The sequence below is a fragment of the Amycolatopsis sp. NPDC052450 genome (assembly GCF_044547565.1).
Classification (GTDB): Bacteria; Actinomycetota; Actinomycetes; order Mycobacteriales; family Pseudonocardiaceae; genus Amycolatopsis.
This window is the reverse complement of record NZ_JBIUAQ010000001.1, coordinates 565251-587223: the sequence shown is the minus strand read 5'-3', so window position 1 is coordinate 587223 and position 21973 is coordinate 565251. Positions and strand designations below refer to the sequence as shown.

Sequence of the window (21973 nt, the reverse complement as noted above, 5' to 3'; positions counted from 1 at the left end):
TTCGTCAGTGACACAGCGTGGGAGGTGCCATGGCGCGCAAGGCCAAAGCCATCGAGGGCGAAGGCAGGTTCACCCCGAAGAAGGCGAAAAACGCCGTCGCGGTGGCCAAAGTGCTCGGTCCGGCCGTACTGCCGGTGATCGCGCCGTACGCCGTTCGAGCGGCGGGTGCCGCACGGGAGCTGTACGACCGTTATCAAGCGAAGAAGCTCGGCGTCGCCATCGACCAGCTCGGCGAGTACAGCGGGCGCGGTGCCGCGCTGCACGCGCGCATCGCAGGGCTGACGCAGGGCCTCGCGGAGCTGAAGAGGTCCGCGAAGGCGACAGACGCCGACGCGGCCTTCGCGAAGGACACTCAGGGGACGCTGGAGCAGCTCTCGGCGACCGTTCGCGCTTCGGAGCGGATGCCCGCCGCGCGGCGGAAGGCGGCGCACCGGGCCGTGGCCGGGGAGCTGGACCAGCTGGAGGGAAAGCTGCTGCACCGGCTGGGGATCTGAGCCTCCGCTTCTCAGCCCCTCAAGTGCAATGAAAGCGTCCTTCATAGCGAATTTTGCTATGAAGGACGCTTTCATTGCACACGCGGGAGGGAACGGGAGGAAGGGGAGGGGACGCGGCCGAAGCGGGCAGTGACGGCAGGCGAACTCAGCCCAGAGGTCTCCCCAAGGGCGCCCCGCGCCCGACGGAGACTTCACCGTCGAGCGCCCTCTTTCGGGCCGAAGGCCCACGGAAACTCGATGAAGGGGCGCCTCCACTCCCACCCCGAGGTGGAAGCGGAACGACGCCCCTTCGGCGAGTTTTCGTCAGCGCGAGATCAAGAGATAAAGCCTTTCTTCTTCATCCATTCGTAGGCGACTTCGCCCTGGTCACGGCCGTCGACGTCGACCTGTTTGCACAGTTCGATCATCTGCTCGTTGTCGATGGCCGCGCTGACGGCTTCCAGCGGTCCGCGGATTTCCGGGTGCTGGTTGAGGAACTCGGTCCTCAGCGTCGCCACGGCGTTGTACTGCGGGAACGCCTTCTTGTCGTCTTCGAGGACGCGCAGGTTGAGTCCGGCGATGCGGCCGTCGGTGGTGAAGATCTCGCCGATCGGGCAGGTGCCGCTCGCGACGGCCGAGTAGATCGTGCCGATGCCGAAGTTCTTGATCACCGGGTTCTGGAAGCCGTACGCCCGCACGGCGGCGGGGAAACCGTCCTGGCGGCTGGTGAATTCGGTCTCCAGGCAGAAGACGTTCTGGTCGGGCTTCTGTTTGAGGAACGCCGCCAGGTCCGACGTCGTCTTCAGGTTGTTCGCCGCCCCGTATGCCTCGGTGACCGCGAAGCCGTACTGGTCGTTCAGCGGCGAATAGTTCAGCCAGGAGATGCCGAACTTCGCTTCGTCGGCCGCCTTCGTGGCTTCGTACTGCGCCTGTTCTCCGCCGGGGACGGGGAGTTCGTTGCCCTGGTAGTTGATCCAGCCGGTGCCGGTGTACTCCCACGCGACGTCGGTCTGGCCGGTGAGCAACGCCTGCCGCGACGAGTTGGAGCCCTTGATGTCGGTCAGGTCGATGACGTCCGCGCCCGCCGCGGAAAGCGCCATCTCGGCCATGTAGCCCAGGATGATGTTCTCGGTGAAGTCCTTGGACCCCACCGTCACCTCGACGCCCTTGAGCGACTCGATGGGCTTGATCGAACCGGGTTCGATCTTGTACGGCAGCGCGGTGTTGACCTCGAGTCCGCACGCGGAAAGCGTGCCGCACAACAGGACCGCGCCGAGGATCGCCTTGAGCCGCATGTCAGCGCAGTCCCTTCGGTCCGAGGAGCTGTTCCGCCACCGCGCCGAGCCAGTCGACCAGCAGCGCCAGCGCGACGGCGAGCACCGAGCCGGTGATCAGCACCTTCGTCAGGTTGAGCTTGTAGCCGGTGTCGATGAGCAGGCCGAAACCGCCGGCGTTCACGAACATGCCGAAGGTCGCCGTGCCGACGGCCAGCACCAGCGAGGTGCGCAGGCCCGCCAGGATCAGCGGGATGGCCAGCGGGAACTCGACCCGCCACAGCACGCCGGACGCCGACATGCCGATGCCGCGGCCGGCGTCGATCAGCGAGGGCTCGACCTGCTGCAGGCCGACCATCGTGTTCCGCAGCACGGGAAGCAGCGAGTAGAACGCCAGCGGCAGCGCCGCGACCCACAGCCCGCCGGTGGCGCCGGTGACGATGAACCACAGCACCAGCACGCCGAGCGCGGGCGCGGCCTGGCCGATGTTCGCGACGGCCAGGAAGACCGGCGCCGCCCATTTCGCCCATGGCCGCGTCACGAGCACGCCGAGCGGCACCGCCACGGCGACCACGATCGCGGTGACCACGACGGTCATCGCCAGGTGGTCGCGCAGCGCGGTCAGCAGTCCGGCGGCGTTGAGGGTCGCCTTCTCCGTCGCGGTGAGGTCGCCGGCGAAGACCCAGATCAGCACGCCGGCGACGATCAGCAGCACTACGGCGGGCTGGGCGAAGAGCCGGACCCGTTCGGCGCTTCTCGACGAGGACTCGGTGGAGAACCCGGTATCGACGGCCGTCATGCGGTCACACCTTCCGCCGGGCTGTCGTCGGAGTGCTCTTCGCGCAACTGCTGGATCGTCGAAATGACGGTGTCGAGTTCGATCGTCCCGGCGTATTCGCCGCGGGCGCCGGTCACCGGGACGCTGCCGCCCTCGGCGAGCATGGCTTCGAGCGCGTCCTGCAGTGTCGACTGGAGGCTGACGTAGTCGCGCAGCGGTTTGCCCGCGGTCGCCAGCGACGTCGCCGCGGTCAGCTCGCGGACGTGCACCCACCGCATGGGACGGCGGCGCTGGTCGAGCACCAGCACGAAATGCTTGCGCTGCCGAGTCAGCTTCTCGCGGACGTCCGACGGCGATTCGCTCACCGTCGCCGTCAGCGCGTCCTGCTTCAGCTCGACGTCGCGGACCCGCAGCAGCGTCAGCTGCTTCAGCGAGGCACCGGCGCCGACGAAACCGGCGACCGTGTCGTCGGCGGGGTTCGCGAGGATCGCGTCCGGGGTGTCGTACTGAAGGATCTTCGACTGGTTGCCGAGCACCGCGATCTTGTCGCCGAGCTTCACGGCCTCGTCGAAGTCGTGGGTGACGAAGACGATCGTCTTCTTCAGTTCGGTCTGGAGCCGCAGCAGTTCGTCCTGCAGGTTGCCGCGGGTGATCGGGTCGACCGCGCCGAACGGTTCGTCCATCAGCAGCACCGGCGGGTCGGCCGCGAGCGCCCGCGCGACGCCGACGCGCTGCTGCTGCCCACCGGACAGCTGACGCGGGAACCGGTCGCGGAAATCGGCGGGGTCCAGCCCGACCAGGTCCATCATCTCCTCGACCCGGTCGTTGACCTTCTTCTTGTCCCAGCCGAGCAGCCCGGGCACCACCGCGATGTTCTGCGCGACGGTGAAGTGCGGGAAGAGCCCGGCCTGCTGGATCGCGTAGCCGATGCGGCGGCGCAGGGTGTCGACGTCGAGCTTCAGCGCGTCGTCACCGCCGATGGTGATGCGGCCCGACGTCGGCTCGATCAGCCGGTTGATCATCCGCATGGTCGTGGTCTTGCCGCAGCCGGACGGTCCGACGAAGACCACGATCTTGCCGGCGGGCACCACCATCGAGAAGTCGTCGACCGCGGGCTCACGGGTGCCGGGGTAGCGCTTCGAGACGTTCTCCAGCTGGATTTCGACGCCGGATACGGTTTCAGGAGACTCAGCCACGGACACCCCTAGAGACGGTCAAACGGTTGATCAGGACGTAAACGGCGTCGAGGACCAGTGCGAGGACGACCACACCGAGCGTCCCGGTCAGTGCCTGGTTGAGGGAGTTCGTGCTCCCCGCGTTGGTGAGGCCGGAGAAGACCTCGGAGCCGAGGCCCGGGCCCTTCGCGTAGGCCGCGATGACCGCGATGCCCATGAGCATCTGCGTCGCGACCCGCATCCCGGTGAGGATGGCGGGCCAGGCGAGCCGCAGTTCCACCCTGGTCAGCACGCCGAACCGGCTCATGCCGATACCGCGCGCCGCGTCGCTGACCGCTGGATCGACGCCGCCGAGCCCGACGATCGTGTTCCGCACGATCGGCAGCAGCGCGTAGAGCACGAGCGCGATGACGGTGGTGTTCACCCCGAGGCCGAACACGGGGATGAGCAGCCCCAGGAGAGCGAACGAGGGGACGGTGAGGATCGTGCTCGCCAGCGCCGTGGCCACGGCCGACCCGATCGGGCTGCGGTAGACGGCGACGCCGATCACCACGCCGAGCACGGCGGCGATGATCGTGCACTGCACGACCGCGCTGACATGGAGAAGCCCTTGGAGGGCGAGTCTGTCCCACCGATCCGAGATGTACTCGAAGAGATTCATCGCGTGCTGGTTCTCCCGCCGCCTCTGGGTGAGACTCCTCACCCATTCGGAGTAGCTGTATCGGGAGCCTGACTACCCAAAAGCCGCGCGGTCAAACCCCTGTTTACCGCCATTTATCCCGTAAACCTTCCCCATTCGGCCTAGATGGGCAAACGCACGCGCCGTCCCGCCGGTGTCTTTCCCACTGCTCAACTGCCGGGAGGAGATCGACCACCCGGGAGTACGTCGAATACTCTTCACCCGTGAGTAAGGGCAGCCATCACCGAAGCGCGTTACGCGCCGTGCGTGGTGGTTTGCTCGGTGTGAGCTCCGCGGCGCTGGCGGTGACCGCTCACATGATCGGGGACGGCGATCTACCCGATACGGCGATGACGTTGTTGCTCACCGTGCTGATCGGCTGGAACGCCGCCGCGCTCGCCGCGAAGGCCCGCGGGCCGCTGGCCACCATCGTCGATCTCGGCGCCGGTCAGGTCGTGATGCACCTCGTGCTCAGCTCGCTGAGCACCCACGAACCGCACGGCGAACCCGCCCCTCTTTCGGGTGGGCTCGCGATGACCATCGCGCACGTCGTCGCCACCCTGGTCACCGCGTTGCTGCTGGCCAAGGCCGACGGACTGCTGCTCGGCGTCCTCGCCTGCCTGCGCGCGCTGGTCCCGTTCATCCTCAACGCGCTCCCGGTGCCCGCCGCGGTCGCGTCCCCGGTGCTCGCCCGTCCGGCCGGGCCCGGCCACCTCGTCCGCGTGGACCTCCGCCGGGTCCACGGCAGGCGCGGCCCGCCGCTGTTCTCCTGAACCCCAGCTCGTCCCCCGTAATCGGCGAGGCCCCCGAGCCCGCCGTCTCGAATCACGTTCAGGAGTACTTCGTGTCCAAGCACGTCTTCAAGCGAGCCGGTTTCCTGGCCGCCGCCATCGGTGCGGCCGGTCTGCTCTCGGCAGGGGTCGCCTCGGCTCACGTCACCGCCAACGTCTACGGCTCCCAGCCCGAAAAGGGCGGCTACGGGTCGATCTTCTTCCGCGTCCCCAACGAGGAGAAGGACGCCGGCACCGTCAAGGTCGAGATCACCCTCAAACCCGAGTACGCGCTCAGCTCCGTGCGCACCAAGCCGATCCCCGGCTGGAAGGCCGAGGTCGTCAAGTCCAAGCTGCCCAGCCCGGTGACCACCCCTTCCGGCACGCAGATCACCGAGGCCGTCACCAAGGTCTCCTGGACCGCCGAGCCCGGCACCAAGATCGCCGCCGGTTCGGCCGAGTTCCAGGAGTTCCAGATCAGCGCCGGCCAGTTCCCGGCCACCGTCGACGCGCTGGAGTTCCCGGCGACGCAGACGTACGAGAACGGCAAGGTCGTCGAGTGGAACCAGCCGACGCCGGCCTCGGGTGAGGAGCCGGAGCACCCCGCGCCGACCGTGAAGCTCGCCGAGAAGAGCGGTGACGGGCACGGTGGCGGCCACGGCACCGACGCGAAGGCCTCCGAGGAATCCCACGCCGCGTCCTCGTCTTCCGACAACACCGCCCGCTGGCTCGGCGGCGCCGGACTGGTCGTCGGCGCGCTCGGCCTCGGCGTCGGCGCCGGTGCCACCCTGCGCGCCCGCCGCGCCACCGCCGTTTCGAGCAAGAGCAACACCGAGGGAACCGAGTAAATGCGTAAAGCGCTCGTCGCGCTGGCGATCACCGGGGTGGCGTGGCTCGCCACCGCCACCCCGGCGCTGGCGCACAACGTCCTGATCTCCTCGGACCCGGCGAAGGGCGCTTCGCTCGCCGCCGGGCCCGCGAAGGTCACGCTCACGTTCGACCAGTACGTCCAGAACGCGAACGTCAACCAGATCGCGGTCATCGGACCGGGCGGCGGCCAGTGGGCCGAAGGCCAGGTCGAGGTCCGCGACAGCGTCGTGACCGTGCCGCTGCGGCCGCTCGGCCCGGCGGGCGAGTACAAGATCGGCTACCGGATCCTGTCCGCGGACGGGCACGCCGTGACCGGTGAGGTGCCGTTCACCCTCACCGCCGCGGGCACCGGGACCCCGGCGAGCGCCGACGCCGCGCGCAGCAACGCCGGCCAGGCCGAGACGACCCCCGCGACGGGTGGCGAAAACTCGTCCGGGGTGCCGATCTGGGTGTGGATCGCGGGCGCCGTCGTGCTGCTCGCCGTCGGACTGACCGTCGCACTGCGCACCGGCGCGGGTGACAAGGAGAAGAGCGGCTCATGACACAGGCCGAGACCACCTCGCGTACTCGCGTCGCCGTCCTGTTCTGCCTGGTGACGGCGGGCATCGTCGGCGCCCTGATCGGCGTCGCGCTGACGGCGACGGCCCCGGTGCCCGGGGTCGCGCAGGTCAGCGAGGTGGTCTCGGTCTCCATCCCGATCGTGCGGGTCCTGCTGGACATCTCGGCGGTCGCCACGATCGGGCTGGCGCTGCTTTCGGTGCTGGTCGGCTACGACCGGCCGAAGCTCTCCGAGCCGATCATGCGGATCGCGCGGCCCGCGAGCGTCGCGGCCGCGCTGGTCTGGGCGACCACCGCGCTCGTCGCGCTGATCCTGCAGACCGCCGAATACCGGCCGGGTTCCAGCACGCTGTCGATGTCGGACGTCGGGAGCTACATCGCCGACGTCGGCGCCGGGAAGGCACTGCTGATCGTCGCGGTGCTGGCCCTGCTGCACGCGGGACTCGGCGTCCTCGCGCTGAAACACGGCGAGAAGGTGCCCGCGGAGGTCCGCGTCGGGCTGGGTCTGTTCGCGCTGCTGCCGCTGCCGGTCACCGGGCACGCGTCGAACTGGAACTACCACGACTACACGATGATCTCGATGGAACTGCACGTGATGAGCGCCGTCGCCTGGACCGGCGGGCTCGGCGCGATGACGGTGCTGCTCATCGGGAACCGGACGCTGCTGGCGCACGCGATGCCGCGGTTCTCCAAACTGGCGACCCTGTGCCTGATCCTCGGCGCGGCGACCGGGCTGTTCAACGGGCTGATCGAGATCACGCTCAACCCGTCGATCGGCTTCTGGGAAGGCGTCTTCACCACGCCGTATGGGCAACTGGTGCTGCTGAAACTGTTGTGCACCAGCGTGATCGCGAGCCTCGGCGCCTACACCCGGTGGAAGCTGATACCGCATATCGTCCGGCACAACCGCACGGCGCTGGCCGCGTGGGCGACGCTGGAACTGACGGTGATGGGGCTCGCGTTCGGCTTCGCCGTCGTCCTCACGCGAGCCCCGGTCGTCCCGACGACCTGAGCGGGATCAGGCCTTCTTGTCCAGCGAAACGATCATCAGCGTCTCGGTGGACTCCGGTTCGAAGCGGACTTCGGCGATCCCGGACAGCTCTTCGTTGAGGTTCACCCTGCCATCGTGATTCCAGACGACGAGCGCGTCGCCTTCACGGCAGAAGTTCCACTGGTGCAAGCCGTAGTAGTTCTCGCGTTCGCCCTCGTTCACGTTGAGCATCAGCACGACGGCGTGGCCCGGCTTGACGACCTCGAGCATCTGACGGGTGCCGAGCACCGGGTCGTACACGTGGTCCAGCGCGTTCTGGCAGTACACCAGGTCGAAGTGGTCCACCGGGAACACCTCGGACAGCTTCTCCACCTCGGCGTCCTGGGTGGCCACCAAGGGCGTCAAGTCCAGTTCGGCGAGGAGGGCGTTGTACCGGTCGGCGAGCGGGTCGACCGGGGTGATCTCCACCGTGCGGCCGGGCCATTGCTTGCCGACGCAGGTCAGCGGGCCCGCGCCGACGTCGAGGATGCGGACCGTCGATCTCTCGGGCGCGAACGGCTCGAGGTTCCGGGTCAGATGCGGCTGGTTGCGCAGGTCGGAATCGGGGCTGGTCCGCCACTCGTAGTCGTTGAAGCCACCGCCGGCGAAGGCTTCGGGCCCACCCGAGAGCCAGATCCGCCAGTGGTCCAGCTCGTTCGACAGTCCTTCTTGCCAGCGGGTCTTGCCTGCTGTCTCCATCTGAATCCCTCTTTCACCCGATAGAAGTCTTGAACCCCATAACGGCCCCAATGTACTGACGCCCGGCCCGGCACCCGCGCTTGCTCCATCCGGCCGCATTTGGCCGGTTTCACTGTCCTCTCCGGACGTTCACCGGAATGCTCTACGCGATCGCTGGGACAGAACCGAAGAGGGGAAGGTAGATGGGCGGCCCGTTGCCGGGTGAAAGTGAAGTCAGCACGCCACAGGTACCGCGCCAGCGATCGGCGGTCCGGCTCACCAGACAGGTGAGTTCGGGGCCACGGCAGCTTCCGCCGGTACCCGCCCATTTCACCAACCGCACGGCCGAGCTCGCGCTGCTCGAACGCCTGCTGACCGAGAACGACACCACCGGACCGGCGGTGCACCTGATCAGCGGTCAAGGCGGGATCGGGAAGACGGCGCTGGCCACCGCTTGGGGCCGTCACCTCGGTGACCGGTTCCCGGACGGGCACCTGTGGGCGGATCTCGGCGGGTTCAGCACCAACGGCCCGCTCTCCGCGAGCGAAGCACTCGGCCGGTTCCTCCGGGCCTTGGGTGTCCCGCCGGAAGGGCTGCCCGGCGACGTCGAGGAGCTCACCGCCCTCTATCGCACGACGACCGCCGAGCGGCCACTGCTCGTGCTGCTCGACAACGCGGCGTCGACCGAGCAGGTGCTGCCCCTGCTGCCCGCCGGCGGGGAAAGCCTCGTGATCGTGACGTCGAGGCGCCGCCTGGGCAGGCTCCAGACCGAACATCGCGCGAAGCTGGTCGAGCTGGCGCCCTTCGGTTCCGCGCACAGCGCCGAGCTGCTGGGCCGCGCGGTCGGCGCGGAGCGGGTCGACGCCGAAGCCGCCCAGGCCAGGACCATCGCCGAGCTGTGCGGCGGCCTGCCGATCGCCCTCACCACGGTCAGCGCCAAGCTCGCGGGACGACCGAAGATGTCGCTGGAGAAGATCGCCTCCGAACTGGGAAAGGAATATCGTCGACTGGCCACGCTCTCGACGAAAGAGGCGCAATCGGTGGAAGCCAGCTTCAACCTCTCCTATGACGAACTGCCCTCCGACGCAGCCGCGCTGTACGCGGCGCTCGGGCTGCATCCCGGCCCCGACTTCGGCGTCGGCGTGGCGGCCGCGTCGATCGCCGTACGCGAGGAGGTGGCCGACGACCTGCTGGACCAGCTCGTCGACGTCGGGCTGCTGATCGACCGCGGCGACGACCGGTACACCTTCCACGATCTCGCGCGGCTGCACGCCAAGGAGAAGACGGCGGGCAACGAGTACGACCGCGACATCGCCGTTCGCCGCATGCTGGAGTGGTACCTCTTCACCGCCTCCGCGACGGCGGGCCTGACCACGCCCGATCAGGAGCCGATCCCGTACCGGTACGAGTACCGGCCGTCGGCGCGGGCGTCGTTCGACAGTGACCAAGAGGCGCTCGACTGGCTGGAGCTGGAACGCGAGAACCTCATCGCCGCGGTCGAGACGGCGCATGACTGGGAGCTGCCGGAACTCGGCTGGCAGCTGGCCGCCGCGATGTGGCCGCTGTTCCTGTTCCGCAAGCACTATCCGGATTATCTGCGGGTGAGCGAGATCGGCGCCCGGTGCGCGAAGGCGTGGGGCAACGCCTCCGCGGAGGCGTTGATGCGGAACCGCGCCGGCGCCGCGTGCCGTGCCACCGGGCGCTACGACGAAGCCGTCCGGAACTATCTGGCCGGACGCGAAGCCGCCCGGAAGGCGGACGACAGCGTCGTCGAGATCCGTTCGGTGGAAGGGCTCGGCCTGGTCGCGTTGCAGCAGGGCAGGCTCGACGACGCGATCGAGTGGTTCACCGAAGACCTCCTCCTCGGTGAGAGGCAGGAACGTCCGCACGACATCGGGCTGGCGCTGATCAACCTCGGCGCGGCCCGCGTCCGCGCCGGACGGCCCGAAGCCGCGATCGCCGACCTCACCCGCGCTCGCGACATCCTCGACGGCGACGACTACAACGTGGCCCGCGCCCGGATCGAACTCGCCCGCGCCCTCACGGTCGCCGGGGATCTCGCGGCCGCACGGGCCGAACTCGAACCCGCCCGCGCCACCATGGAGGCGAGGGGGTCGAGGTTCGAGGTGGCCAGGACGCTGGCCGCGTTCGGCGAGATCGCCGAGGCGGACGGCGATCGGGACCGGGCACGAGGCCTCTACGACCAGGCGTTGCCGATTTTCGTCGGTCTCGGCCGTCCGGAGGCGGACGCTCTGCGTACGCGTTTGGAACAACTGTGACCCCGAAGGCCCCGATCGGTGCCCAGCGACAAGGTGAACTCCCCGAGCCGAATAACACAGCGTAGCTGCAAGTTGCACATTTGGGGGAGCATTGGGCCGGGAGAAGTGATCAGCCCTGCCGAATTCGTCACCGATTGATCGGCGAATTCGGACAAGCGGCGAACGGTCATTCGTCGTCGGCGAATGCACGTGCAGATCCCTTTCCCGGGTGAGTCACCGATAGCGGTTCCAGCGTGCGCCGGTACGTCCGTTCCGGAGATCGTCCAACCGTTTCCGCAGCTCATCCCGCACGCCGGGATGACTGCGGAGAATCGGGAGCACACTCGTCGTGAGCTTCAGTTCACGGATCGCGCGCAGTACCGAGAACCCGGACCACGTGGTCACGTCGAATCCGTACCGCTGCGCGAACACGCGATAGCGGGCCGGTGGATCACCGAACCGTTCACGGCCGACGGCGAGCGGCGTCAGATCCCATTCCGGCGGCCCGACACAGGACGAATCGAAATCGCACAGCACCGGCCCATCGGGCCCGTGGATCACATTCCCCGTATGCGCGTCACCGTGGACGAGGCCGCGGGGCAGGGGGAAGTCGAGCGTCGCGAGGGCGCCTTCGACCTCGGCGCAGCGCTCCAGCAGGAACCGCCGGTCGCCCTCGTTCAGCTCCTCCGCGTCCGAGACCCGGGCGCGGACCGCGGCGAACGGCGCCCATTCGGCGAGACCCGCCGGCGGCTCGAGGTCGTGGACCCGGCGCAGCAGCGCGGCGAGGTCGGCCGACTTCGCCTTCCGGCCGGTCGCCGTCACCTTCCACCACACCGTCACGAGCTGCTCGCCGACCGGCAACGGCTGGTCGAGGGCGGAAACCAGGCGGATGGCGGGCACGTCGTGCCGTTCGAAGTGCCGGGCGACCCGCACGACCGTCCCGACGCGGTGCCGCAGCCGGGTGGAGCCGACGATCCGGACGACGAACGGCGCGCTCGCCAGCTCGTAGACGGCGTTGTTGGTGAACCTCAGCAGCCGGGCGCCTTCGGGGTCCACGCCCAGCAGCTCGCACGTCCGCCCGAGGGCGTCGCGCAGGATGTCGGGCGTGAACCGGCCGCCCGGGCCGGTCGGCTCAGGCGGCGTAGAACGAGTTGAGGCGGTCGGCGAGGTCACGGGCGTCGGCGTTGTTCCGGCGGCGTTCCGCCTCGACCTGCAGGGGTCGCATCCGGTCCTTCACCCGCTCCGACTTGATGCCCTCGGCACAGTCGATGGCCTTCGAACCCACCTTCGAACCGTGGTCGAGATCGCCTTCGAGCAGGTGGTTCGTGGCCAGGGCGCTGAGCATGAACGTCTTGCTGCGGGCCATGTCGTCGGTGTAGGACTCGACGGCCTTCGTCAGCGCCGGGATGGCGTACTTGGTGTGCTCGGCGTTCTTCTCCGCGAGCACGGTGTGCACGGTGCCGATCATCGCGTAGACGTCGGTCTCGGTGAAGAACTTGACCCAGGACTCGGCCTCGGCCAGATCGGCGCGGGCGAATTCGTCCTTGCTCCGGCCGAGCAGCTTCGTGGCCTGCTCCTCGTTGCCCATCATCGCGTAGGCCCACGCCTCGTTGGCGCAGAGCACGGCGACCGCCAGCTCGGAGCCCGATTTCTGGGCGGCGATCTGGCCGAGCTGGAACAGTTTCAACGCGTCGTTGGGGGCGTCGTTGTGCAGGTAGACCCGGCCCATCCGGTACAGCACGTTGGCCACCAGCGGATGACTGTCGCCCTGTTTGGCCAGGTCCAGCGCGTTCGCGAAATGCCCGCGCGCGGAATCCATGAGGCCGGTGTCGAAGGAGGTCCAGCCCGCCAGGCTGTGCAGGTCGGCGAGCGCGACGTACAGCCGGTTCTTGACCGGCTCGGTGCCGGTGGATTCGAGCATCTGCTGTCCCCAGGACAGCTGGGCGACCACGGCGTCGCGGCAGAAACCGCCGCCGTACTGGTAATCGAGGGAACGGAGAGCCCTGGTCGCGGCTTCCACCTGCCGGACGTCGGTCATCCCGATCCGCCCGGGGGCGGGCGTCTTCGCCGGTCCGGCCGACCACGTGCCCGATTCCGGGCCGAACACCGCCGCACCCATCGTGACCTGGGCGGCGTGCGCGAGGAACCTCCGTCGCTTCACGGACTCGTCCTCCTCCGCCTGCTGGCCGTCGGCAGCACCGACGACCTTTATCGCTGTCGCCTCGTCATAGGCGAGACCCATGTATCCCCTGGGGACACCAAGGCCGTCAGCGATGCGGGTGAGCACGTCGTACGCCATCACCTGGCGACTCTTGAGGATCTCGGACACCTCGGACTGCGACTGGCCGGTCATCGCGGCGATCTGACGCTGCGAAACACCGTGCTTGCGCAACAGCCGGTACACGGAGGAGATCTCCCGTGTGGCCAGTGCGGCTCGCATCTCCGGCTGCTCCCAGGCATCCGGCGGCACGGGGTGGCTCTGCCTGCCCGAAGCACCTGCCGCGTCCGAGCCGGCGACAGCGCCGCCACCGATACTGGCGTCCATTGCGCCCCCTCACAGTTCCGTTGGGGTCGAGAAACAGCGTAAGCACACCTATTCAACCGTGCGAAACACCGGATTGCCCGTCGTGATCGGCCCGGCAGAAGTCGTTTGACCGCTTACCGTGAAACCTCGTCCGGTCACCGCTATGACGGCGGTTCGACCTTCTATCGAACTCGGTTTCACATCACTGTAGTTGTCAGATCTCCGTGACCGACTCGCCACCGGCAGCGATCACAGAGAGCTACCAAGTCTCCGAACCCCTCAAGGGTGCGGACACGCGGAACGAAGACGACGTGGAACGAGAGAGCGGAGAAGAGCCAGTGGAGTTCGTGGACTCGATCGCAACAGGCTCCATCACCGCGGGACGGCCCGGTATGGCCACGCGCCACCTGCGTGCGGCCGGCCCCGCCGGTCAGCAGCCGGTCGCGGTCGCCCCCGGGGTCAACCGGCCGGTCTCCCCTTCCGCCCCGGTCGACCCCCGTACCGCGAGTGTGCGCCGTTACGAAGGCGGACAGCTGGTCTGGCGGGTGCAGTGCGGCGATCTCATCAGCCGCGAACGCGCCGTCACCGTGTTCGTCGAAGACAACCAGGTGGTTCTCGTCTCGCCGCCGGGAGAGACCGCGCGCATGACGTCCGGCCAGCTCGGCCAGCTCAGGGCAGCGCTCAACGAAGCCGCCAAAATGGCGGAAAGGTAACGGTGAGTTCTCCGTGGATCAGGTCCTAGGGCAAGTCCTCCGCAACGCGGTTTGGGAACGCCTCGACATGCTCTCCGATCTCGCGACCCGGGCCGACGCGCAGTCGCTCGTCTCGGTCGCCCGCTCGGAGCTCCCCCGCCTGACCGAAGGCTGGCGCGCGATGCTGCAAGCGCACGAGCCCGACGAGCGGGGCGACTGCCCCACCTGCTCGACCCGCTGGCACCGGTGCAAGGCCCCCTGTTCGGTATGGCAGGTCGCGCACGAACACCTGGTCGCCGGCGGCCTCGCCCCCCAGCACACCGCGGCATCCCAGGACCACCGGCGCGAAGCCCGCCGCCGTGTTCCCGGGCAGGCCAGGGTGAGTGCGGCCGAAACCACCGGCAGGCACGCGCTGGTCAACCCGCGTCGTCCCATCACAGCTTGAAAGACCGGCGAGTGAACGGCGGTCCGAGCGCCCCCTCGGCAACCACGCCACGATCTCGCCTTCGCCGGCGGCGGTTCGCGCGTACCCCCGAACGCGACGAGCCGCTCTCGGTAATCACTCCGGTCCCCACCGCGATTAATCGAAAATTCTCGGCAGAACACCTAGCGAAGGCAGTAATCGGTCGCTAGGTTGATGATCACCAACGCAGCGCGATACCTGCCCCGGAGCGCGCTGCCATCCCCCGAACCCCGCGGGCCGGTGCCGTTGCACTCCCCTCCCCCGACCGGCACCGGTCCGCGGTCTCCAACGTTCTAGCCGACACCCTTCACCCGCGTGACCAGCACCGCGGCGATGACGGTGGACAGCGCCGAAGTCGCGAAAAGGCTCGGATATCCGCCCAGGTAGGCCAGAATCGGCGCGGTCAGCATCGGCGCCACCACCTGCGGCAGCGAATTCGCGATGTTGATGACGCCGAGATCCTTCGCCCGGTCCTGTGCGGCGGGCAGCACCTGCGTGAGCATCGCGAGCGCGACGGCCATGTACGCGCCGAAACCGACGCCCAGCAACGGCGACGCCGCGAGCGCGGCCGTCCAGTTCTGCCAGACGACCAGCACCAGCGCGGCCACGGCCATCACCGCGGACGCGGCGAAGACGTACGGCTTGCGCCGTCCCGACTTGTCGGAGAAGTGCCCGGCGATGAGCGCGCCGACGACGAGGGCGGCGCCGTAGAGCCCCATCATGATCAGCAGCCCGGTGTCCGGATCTTCGTGGTGCACCGCGTCTTTCAAGAAGAACAACAGGTACAGCGTCCCGAAGGCGTTGCCGAGGTTGATCATGAAGTGGCAGGCCCACGCCCAGGCGAAGTCGGGATGCCTGCGGGGAGAGATCCACAAGTTCGCCAGTACGTCCTTGGCCCTGGCCGACGGCCGGTACGCGACCGGCAGCCGCGCGTCCGGCGTGCGCAGGACGAAGGCCGCCGCGCCGGCCAGCACGATGGCCGCGCACACCGCGTAACCCAGCGGGAGACCGGCGAAGTCGAGCATCACCACGACCACCACGGCGCCGAGCACGGTCCCGAGCATCTGCGCGATGCCGACCAGCCCACCGACCTGCGCGCGCTGCGGCACGGGCACCCTGTCCGCGATGGCCGAGACCAGCATCGCGAGCATTCCGTTCAGGCCGGCCTGGACCAGGCACCAGCCGAGCACCATGACCGCGACGTTCGGCGCGAACGCGAGGACGAGCAACCCGGCCGCGGCGACCGCCGCCCCGGCCGCCGTCCACGGATGACGGCGGCCGCGGGCGGCGCAGGTGCGATCCGAAAGCAGGCCGACGGCCGGGTTGGCGATCAGCGCGACGACCGCGCCGATGCCGGTGACCAGGCTGAACACCGCTTCCTTGTTGGCCGCGTCCAGCAGTTCGGCCTGTTTCGGCAGGAGAACCTGGATGGGCGCGTAGACGCCGAGCCAGAGCGCGATGTTCGCGAAGAACAGCAGGCTCATCCAGCCCGCGCGGACCCTGGCGACCGGTTCCGCGAGCGCCTCGGGCAGCTCCCTGACCTCACTCATGGCGGATCAATTTTCGGTACCAGCCGAAGGAATCCTTCGGTGTCCGCTTCAGCGTTTCGTAGTCGATGTGCACCAGGCCGAACCGCGGCTGGTAGCCCTTCGACCATTCGAAGTTGTCCATCAGCGACCAGACGAAGTACCCGCGGATGTCGACTCCGGCGTCCATCGCCTCGCGCACCGCGACCAGGTGGCTGTCGAGGAAGTCGATGCGCTCCTGATCGTGGACGTGCCCGTCTTCGGCGACGACGTCGTCGAAACTGCACCCGTTTTCGGTGATGTAGACGGGCGGGAGGTGTTCGCGGTAGCGCTCGTGGAAACCGACGAGCAGTTCGCGCAGACCGTGCGGGACGATCGGGGAATCGTTGGTGGTCATGGGATAGCCCTCGATCGCGCGAAGCTCGAAGGGCAGCGGATTGCCTTCGCCCGGCGCCGCGACGCCCTGCGGCTCGTAGTAGTTCACGCCGTAGAAGTCGAGCGGCTGCGCGATCGTGGGCAGATCGTCGGCGAAACCCGCCGGGAGATGTTCGACGACTTGTTCGGGATAACGGCCCAGCAGCACCGGATCCGCGTAAGTGCGATTGATGAGAGCGTCGATCCATTCGCCCGCGGCCTTGTCCTCCGGCGAATCGGAGGCGGGCCAGATCGGCGAATGGTTGTTGGCCGTGCCGACACTGCGGGCGCCGGCCGCGCGGAGGGCCTGGACGGCGAGACCGTGCGCGAGATTCTGGTAGTGCGCGGTCGGCAAGGCGTCGAGCAGGAGTGTCTTGCCGGGCGCGTATTCGCCGATCGCGTAGCCGAAGATCGACATGACCATCGGCTCGTTGAGCGGGATCCACATTTTCACCCGATCGGAGAACCGCTCGCCCAGGATGGCGGCGTACTCCGCGAAGCGTTCGGCGGTATCACGGGAGAGCCAGCCACCCTTGTCCTCGAGTGCCTGCGGGAGGTCCCAATGGAACAGCGTCCCCGTCGGCGCGATGCCGGCGGCGCAGACCTCGTCGATGAGTTCGTCATAGAAGGCAAGGCCTTCGGCGTTCGGCTTGCCTTCACCGTCGGGCTGGATCCTGGGCCAGGCGAAGGACATGCGGTAGGCGCCGACGCCGAGTTCGGCCATCAGCGCGATGTCCTCGGAGTAGCGGTGGAAGTGATCGGCCGCTACCTTGGCGTGCTCAGCCCGCGCGATCTTCCCCTCCGTTTCGGTGAAAGTGTCCCAAATGGACTGTCCTCGGCCGCCTTCCCCGGTCGCCCCCTCGATCTGGAAGGCGGAGGTCGAAACACCCCACAGGAATTCGGACGGGAAGGTCGGATTCTCCACCGGCGGCACACCTTTCCTCTTCAGACTCGGCCGAACATGAAAAGTTCTCAGATACTATGCCTTCACTCGACCGGGGGGAACCCTGTCGGCACGATAAAGTCGCAGATCAGCGAAGGAGGAGCCCGAGTGTCCGACATCCAGGCCGCGAAACCACCAGCGGAGACCACTCCGCTCCGGCGGCAGCCCGTCCAGCAGCGCAGCGCCAAGCGGGTGGAGCAGATGCTCGACGCCAGCGCCCAGCTGATCGACGAACTCGGTTACGACGCACTGACGACCACGCTGATCGCGAAGCGCGCCGGGGTGGCCGTCGGTTCGCTGTACCAGTTCTTCCCCGACAAACGGGCCGTGGTGCAGGCGCTGACGCAGCGGAACCTCGAACGATTCGTCGCTTCGGTGTCGGAAACGCTGAACGAACTCGCGCCCGAACACTGGTGGGACGTCGTGGACTCGATCCTCGACATCTACCTCGCCATGCACCGCGAGGTCCCCGGCTTCTCGAAGGTCCACTTCGGTGACGTCGTCGACCGGCAGCTCTTGGACGAGACCCGCGACAACAACGCGGTCATCGTCGACGCGCTCACCGACGTGCTTTCCGCGCGGATCCAGTCACCGCCGGACGACATCCGGTTCGCTCTGACGATCGCGAACGAGACGGCCGACGCCTTGCTGAAGCTGGCCTTCCGCCGCGACCCGCGCGGGGACGAGCGGATCGTGGCGGAGGCGAAGTCGGTGGTGAAGGGGTACTTGGCGGGCAAGTTCGGGGAAGCCTGAGGGTTTCTTCGGCTCGCTCGGCCGCGAAGTACATGACGGCCCCCTTCCTTGCGCCTAGGTACAGGAAGGGGGCCTTCATGTATTTGGGCTGGCGTGAAGGTCGAGTTTCCTCGGCTGAGCCGAGGGGCCCTTCACGCGCCATCGCTGTGATCCGGAAGCCTCTCGGTTCCACCACCTGGCGCTGAAGGACGCTTTCCCCGCGTCCTTCACCCCACGTCCGTCCACTATGGACTCAAACCCCACTGCCCGGACGTCGCGAAGGGGCCCTTTGAGACGCTCAACGTCCCAAAGGGCCCCTTCGCGTCACCGGTGGATCCCCCTTGCTCCATTCGTGTCCACCGACGCCCGGATCCCCTGCCCCACTAGTCACACAACCCCCAGGAACCCCGTCGACACAGCCTCTGACCTGGCCTTACCGACTTGTCCACATAAGTTGTCCACACCCACCCACAGTTGTGGACAACCTCGCCCCTCACCCTGCGGAACCGCCCTCCCCGACACCCCCTCCCGATACGCTGGTGCGGGGCGCGCCCCCCAGGGATGGGTGGGGGTGGGGTCACGCGGGTCAGCCGAAGTTTTGTGATTCGCCTCGGTAGGTGGGGACGGTTCGGTCGACGCGGTCGCCGACGACGACGTGGTAGTGCGTGAAGCGTTCGGCGAGTTCGCCTGCTTTCGCGTGGCGCAGCCAGACGCGGTCGCCGAGCCGCAGGTGCCGGGCGGCTTCGCCGGAGACGGGGGTTTGGACTTCGCCGGCGCCTTCGAATCCGAGCAGCGAGAGGCCTTCAGGCAGGTAAGGCGTCGGGAGCCGCGAAGACTCCGCAGGGCCTGAAGCGATGTAGCCGCCGGAGAAGAGCGTCGCGACCTTGGGTGCCGGGCGGCGGACGACGGGGAGCGCGAACATCGCGGCTGGGCGCGGCGAGAAGTGCGCGTAGCCGTCGAAGAGGGTCGGCCCGATCAGACCCGAACCCGCCGCGATTTCGGTGACGGCCGCTTCGGCGCCGGTCGATTCCACGCTGCCGCTGCCGCCGCCGTTGACGAACTCCAGATCCGCCAAGGCCCGCACGGCGCGGACCGCGGCCGCGCGGCGCTTCGCGATTTCCACAATGGACTTCCGCTGCATCCAGCCGATGAGCGAGTTCTTGACGCCGCCGCCTGCCGCGTCGCCGAGCCCGGCGATCTGACCTTCGTACGCCATCATCCCGACGAGCCGGAAACCCTTGCGAGACAAGATGGTCCGCGCCAGATCCGCGGCCTGCCGTGGACTGAACACCGGCGAGCGCCGGGTGCCGACGTGCACTCCGGGCAGTGGCCGCCACGAAGCGTCGAGCTCCAGGCAGACGCGGATTTCGGGATGGTTCTGCCCCAGCGCGGCATCGACCAGGTCGAGATGTTCGGGCGAGTCGACCATGATCGAAATCGCCGCCCGCGCCCGGTCGTTCGCCGCCAGCCGCCGCAGCGCGCCGTGATCGGCGGTCGGGTACGCGACCACGATGTCCTCGGACGTCCCCTGCTCGACGTGCCAGACGGCTTCGGCGAGCGAGTAGCACATGAGGCCTTCGAAACCGGGCCGCGCGAGGACCCGTTCGAGCAGATATCGGCAGCGCACGGATTTGCTGACCACGCGGATCGGCTTGCCGTTCGCCCGCCGCAGCAGGTCGGCGCCGTTCGCGTCGAACGCATCCAAGTCGACAACCGCGAACGGAGGATCCAGGTCCTTCGTCGCCAAGTCGTACACCGTCGCACTGGTCACCCGAACTAAGGTACGACAGAAGGGCTTGAAACGCGAATACTATTCACTTACTGTTTCGGCACTCACAAGAAAGGTGGGCGCATGACACGGTGGAGCAACTGGGCCGGCACCGCGACGGCGTCGCCGCTGCGCGTGCACCGGCCGCGCGACACGGACGCGATCGCCGAGGCGATCGGCCGGACCGCCGCGGACGGACGGCGCCTGCGCCCGCTGGGCAGCGGTCACTCCTTCACGGCGATCGCCGCGGCGGATTCGGACGCCATGGAGCTGACCGGCTGGACCGGCGTCGCGGCGGCCGACGTCGCGAAAGGCCTGGTCACGGTCCGTTCGGGCACCACGCTCAAGCAGCTCAACGCGGAACTCGACGCGCTGGGCCTGGCGATGACCAACCTCGGCGACATCGACGCACAGACTGTCGCGGGCGCGATTTCCACCGGCACTCACGGCACCGGCGCCCGGCTCGGCGGCATCGCCACCCAGATCGCCGCGCTCGAACTCGTGCTCGCCGACGGCACCGTGGTCACCTGTTCGGCGGACGAGCGCCCCGATCTCTTCGCCGCCGCGAGGGTCGGCCTCGGCGCGCTCGGCGTCATCAGCACGGTCACACTGCAGTGTGAACCGTCCTTCCTGCTCTCCGCCCAGGAGCGGCCGGAACCACTCGAACAGGTCCTCGAAGGCTTCGACCAGTTCGCCGACGAGAACGACCACTTCGAGTTCTACTGGTTCCCGTACGGCAAGAACGCCCTGGTCAAGCGCAACAATCGGCTTCCGGCGGGCAGCGAACGCCGTCCGTTGACCAAGGTGAAGGAGTTCATCGACTACGAGGTGACGGAGAACGTCGCATTCGGCGGGCTGTGCCGCCTCGGCCGCGCGGTGCCGAAGCTGGTCCAGCCGCTGGGCCGGTTCGCCTCGAACATCCTCTCCGCCCGCGAGTACAGCGACACGTCGCATCGCGTCTTCGTGACCCATCGCGGTGTGCGGTTCGTCGAGTCGGAGTTCGCGATCCCGCGCGAAGCACTGCACGACGTCTTCGCCGAACTCCGCGCTTTCGTCCCGAAGCTGGAGAATCCGGTCGCGTTCCCGGTGGAGGTGCGTGTCGCCGCGGCGGACGACATCTGGCTCTCAACCGCGAACGGCCGCGACTCCGCCTACATCGCGATCCACCAGTTCGTCGGCATGCCCTACCGCGAGTACTTCGCCGGATTCGCGTCGATCGCCGGCGAGGCCGGCGGCCGCCCGCACTGGGGCAAGATGCACGACCTCGACGCCGCGACGCTGCGCTCGCGGTACCCGCGGTTCGACGACTTCCTACGGATCCGCAAGGAGGTGGACCCGGCCGGGGTCTTCACGAACACCTACCTCGACCGGGTCCTCGGCACCGCTTAGGCGCTGTCGAACAACGCGCTGACCGACTCGCCGTTGTGGATCCTTCGCATCGCCTCCGCCAGCGCGGGCGCGATCGAAAGAACCTGCAACTTCGGGCTCTGCTCCTCGGGCGGGATCGGCACCGTGTTCGTGCAGACGACCTCCAGCACGTCGGGCTGACTGCCGATCCGTTCGAGCGCGCCGCTGGAGAAGAGGCCGTGCGTGCAGGCGACGCGGATCGAGCGCGGTTTCAGTTCCCGGAGCTTGCCGAGCAGTTCGATCACCGTACTGCCCTTGGCGATCTCGTCGTCGAGGACGATCACGTCGCGGCCGGCGACCTCGCCGATCACCGAGCTGATCTCGACCCTGTCGTCGGCGAAGCGCTGCTTCGCGCCGGCGGCGACCTGAACACCGAGCAGCCGGGCGAAATGCGCGGCCTCCTTGGCGTTGCCGAGATCCGGCGAGACCACGGTGGTCGCGGAGAGGTCGTACTGGCGGAAGTGCTTGGCCAGCTCCTGCAACGCGTGCAGGTGATCGACCGGGACGCTGAAGAAGCCGTGCACCTGCGGCGAATGCAGGGTCATCGCGAGGACGCGATCGGCGCCGGCGGTCGCCATCAGGTCGGCGACGAGACGGCCGCCGATCGAGATCCGCGGCGCGTCCTTCTTGTCCGATCGGGCGTACGAATAGTGCGGCATGACGACGGTGATCCGTTTCGCCGACGCGCCCCGCGCGGCGTCCAGCATCAGCAGCAGTTCGACGAGGTGTTCCTGCACCGGCCGCACCAGCGGCTGGATCAGGAAGACGTCGCGCTCGCGGCAGTTCGCTTCCAGCTGCACTTCGAGGCAGTCGTTGGCGAACCGCTGCACCTTCACCGGATGCAGCGGGATACCGAGATGAGCGCAGATCTCTTCGGCGAGCTCGGGATGTGCGCTGCCACTGAAGACCGCGATGTCCTCGCGCAAGGACCTACTCCGTTCAGTCAAAAGACGGATTACGT

General features: G+C 68.1%; 21 protein-coding genes. 10 read left to right on the top strand and 11 right to left on the bottom strand.

The features are described 5' to 3' along the window. Nucleotides 1-29 precede the first annotated feature (29 nt). The gene (locus ACIHAO_RS02885) at nt 30-494 is read left to right on the top strand and encodes a DUF6474 family protein (protein WP_125781711.1); all 465 of its coding nucleotides are present in this window, start codon (nt 30-32) and stop codon (nt 492-494) included. 314 nt (nt 495-808) lie between these two features. Here ACIHAO_RS02885 and ACIHAO_RS02880 read toward each other — a convergent pair whose 3' ends face one another. Genes ACIHAO_RS02880 through ACIHAO_RS02865 form a run of 4 tightly spaced genes read right to left on the bottom strand, consistent with a single transcriptional unit; the run spans nt 809 to nt 4361 of the window. Then, nucleotides 809-1768, bottom strand: coding sequence for a glycine betaine ABC transporter substrate-binding protein (locus ACIHAO_RS02880; protein ID WP_396554451.1), 960 nt, complete (start codon nt 1766-1768; stop codon nt 809-811). A 1-nt stretch (nt 1769) separates the two neighbouring features. Then, nucleotides 1770-2546, bottom strand: a complete 777-nt coding sequence (locus tag ACIHAO_RS02875; protein ID WP_396554450.1) for an ABC transporter permease — start codon at nt 2544-2546, stop codon at nt 1770-1772. Beyond that, on the bottom strand, nt 2543-3727 hold the full coding sequence (locus ACIHAO_RS02870; RefSeq protein WP_396554449.1) for an ABC transporter ATP-binding protein: 1185 nt from the start codon (nt 3725-3727) through the stop codon (nt 2543-2545). The genes ACIHAO_RS02875 and ACIHAO_RS02870 overlap by 4 nt, the downstream gene beginning before the upstream one ends. Further along, entirely contained in the window at nt 3714-4361 is a 648-nt protein-coding gene (locus ACIHAO_RS02865) for an ABC transporter permease (protein ID WP_037308875.1), read from the bottom strand. The genes ACIHAO_RS02870 and ACIHAO_RS02865 overlap by 14 nt, the downstream gene beginning before the upstream one ends. A 302-nt stretch (nt 4362-4663) precedes the next feature. Here ACIHAO_RS02865 and ACIHAO_RS02860 point away from each other — a divergent pair, with 302 nt between their 5' ends. The 4 genes from ACIHAO_RS02860 (at nt 4664) to ACIHAO_RS02845 (ending at nt 7589) form a co-directional block, all read left to right on the top strand. Next, nucleotides 4664-5152, top strand: a complete 489-nt coding sequence (locus ACIHAO_RS02860; RefSeq protein ID WP_396554788.1) for a hypothetical protein — start codon at nt 4664-4666, stop codon at nt 5150-5152. Nucleotides 5153-5223: 71 nt separating this feature from the next. Further along, nucleotides 5224-5997 (top strand): YcnI family protein, encoded by a 774-nt coding sequence (locus ACIHAO_RS02855; protein ID WP_396554448.1) that lies wholly within the window; start codon nt 5224-5226, stop codon nt 5995-5997. Then, complete coding sequence (locus ACIHAO_RS02850; RefSeq protein ID WP_396554447.1) at nt 5998-6561, top strand: copper resistance protein CopC; 564 nt, start codon at nt 5998-6000, stop codon at nt 6559-6561. Beyond that, the gene (locus ACIHAO_RS02845; protein ID WP_396554446.1) at nt 6558-7589 is read left to right on the top strand and encodes a copper resistance D family protein; all 1032 of its coding nucleotides are present in this window, start codon (nt 6558-6560) and stop codon (nt 7587-7589) included. The genes ACIHAO_RS02850 and ACIHAO_RS02845 overlap by 4 nt, the downstream gene beginning before the upstream one ends. A 6-nt stretch (nt 7590-7595) precedes the next feature. Here the strand turns inward: ACIHAO_RS02845 and ACIHAO_RS02840 are convergent, their stop codons facing one another. Then, a complete protein-coding gene (locus tag ACIHAO_RS02840; protein ID WP_396554445.1) occupies nt 7596-8306 on the bottom strand; it encodes a class I SAM-dependent methyltransferase in 711 nt (236 codons plus the stop codon). A 266-nt stretch (nt 8307-8572) separates the two neighbouring features. Here ACIHAO_RS02840 and ACIHAO_RS02835 point away from each other — a divergent pair, with 266 nt between their 5' ends. Then, complete coding sequence (locus ACIHAO_RS02835; protein WP_396554444.1) at nt 8573-10564, top strand: tetratricopeptide repeat protein; 1992 nt, start codon at nt 8573-8575, stop codon at nt 10562-10564. Nucleotides 10565-10777: 213 nt separating this feature from the next. Here the strand turns inward: ACIHAO_RS02835 and ACIHAO_RS02830 are convergent, their stop codons facing one another. Together ACIHAO_RS02830 and ACIHAO_RS02825 are read right to left on the bottom strand one after the other, a co-directional pair. Then, entirely contained in the window at nt 10778-11716 is a 939-nt protein-coding gene (locus tag ACIHAO_RS02830) for a phosphotransferase (RefSeq protein ID WP_396554443.1), read from the bottom strand. Continuing rightward, a complete protein-coding gene (locus tag ACIHAO_RS02825) occupies nt 11676-13088 on the bottom strand; it encodes a helix-turn-helix domain-containing protein (RefSeq protein ID WP_396554442.1) in 1413 nt (470 codons plus the stop codon). Before ACIHAO_RS02825 ends, ACIHAO_RS02830 begins: the two co-directional genes overlap by 41 nt. Before the next feature lie 317 nt (nt 13089-13405). On the opposite strand from ACIHAO_RS02825, the gene ACIHAO_RS02820 reads away from it, so the two are divergent. Continuing rightward, complete coding sequence (locus ACIHAO_RS02820; protein ID WP_125781694.1) at nt 13406-13780, top strand: hypothetical protein; 375 nt, start codon at nt 13406-13408, stop codon at nt 13778-13780. A 13-nt stretch (nt 13781-13793) separates the two neighbouring features. After that, entirely contained in the window at nt 13794-14204 is a 411-nt protein-coding gene (locus ACIHAO_RS02815; protein ID WP_396554441.1) for a hypothetical protein, read from the top strand. 311 nt (nt 14205-14515) lie between these two features. On the opposite strand, the gene ACIHAO_RS02810 is transcribed toward ACIHAO_RS02815, so the two are convergent. Continuing rightward, entirely contained in the window at nt 14516-15772 is a 1257-nt protein-coding gene (locus ACIHAO_RS02810) for an MFS transporter (RefSeq protein ID WP_396554440.1), read from the bottom strand. Next, nucleotides 15765-17087 carry a GH1 family beta-glucosidase gene (locus ACIHAO_RS02805; RefSeq protein ID WP_396554439.1) on the bottom strand — a complete coding sequence of 441 codons (1323 nt, stop codon included), beginning with the start codon at nt 17085-17087 and terminating at the stop codon, nt 15765-15767. The genes ACIHAO_RS02810 and ACIHAO_RS02805 overlap by 8 nt, the downstream gene beginning before the upstream one ends. Nucleotides 17088-17213: 126 nt before the next feature. On the opposite strand from ACIHAO_RS02805, the gene ACIHAO_RS02800 reads away from it, so the two are divergent. Further along, a complete protein-coding gene (locus ACIHAO_RS02800; protein WP_396554438.1) occupies nt 17214-17858 on the top strand; it encodes a TetR/AcrR family transcriptional regulator in 645 nt (214 codons plus the stop codon). 565 nt (nt 17859-18423) lie between these two features. On the opposite strand, the gene ACIHAO_RS02795 is transcribed toward ACIHAO_RS02800, so the two are convergent. Then, nucleotides 18424-19608 (bottom strand): amino acid deaminase/aldolase, encoded by a 1185-nt coding sequence (locus ACIHAO_RS02795; protein WP_396554437.1) that lies wholly within the window; start codon nt 19606-19608, stop codon nt 18424-18426. 81 nt (nt 19609-19689) lie between these two features. Here ACIHAO_RS02795 and ACIHAO_RS02790 point away from each other — a divergent pair, with 81 nt between their 5' ends. Further along, on the top strand, nt 19690-20994 hold the full coding sequence (locus ACIHAO_RS02790) for a D-arabinono-1,4-lactone oxidase (RefSeq protein WP_396554436.1): 1305 nt from the start codon (nt 19690-19692) through the stop codon (nt 20992-20994). On the opposite strand, the gene ACIHAO_RS02785 is transcribed toward ACIHAO_RS02790, so the two are convergent. Then, on the bottom strand, nt 20991-21938 hold the full coding sequence (locus ACIHAO_RS02785; RefSeq protein WP_396554435.1) for a ribose-phosphate diphosphokinase: 948 nt from the start codon (nt 21936-21938) through the stop codon (nt 20991-20993). The two genes, ACIHAO_RS02790 and ACIHAO_RS02785, sit on opposite strands and share 4 nt — an antisense overlap. Nucleotides 21939-21973: the final 35 nt, after the last annotated feature.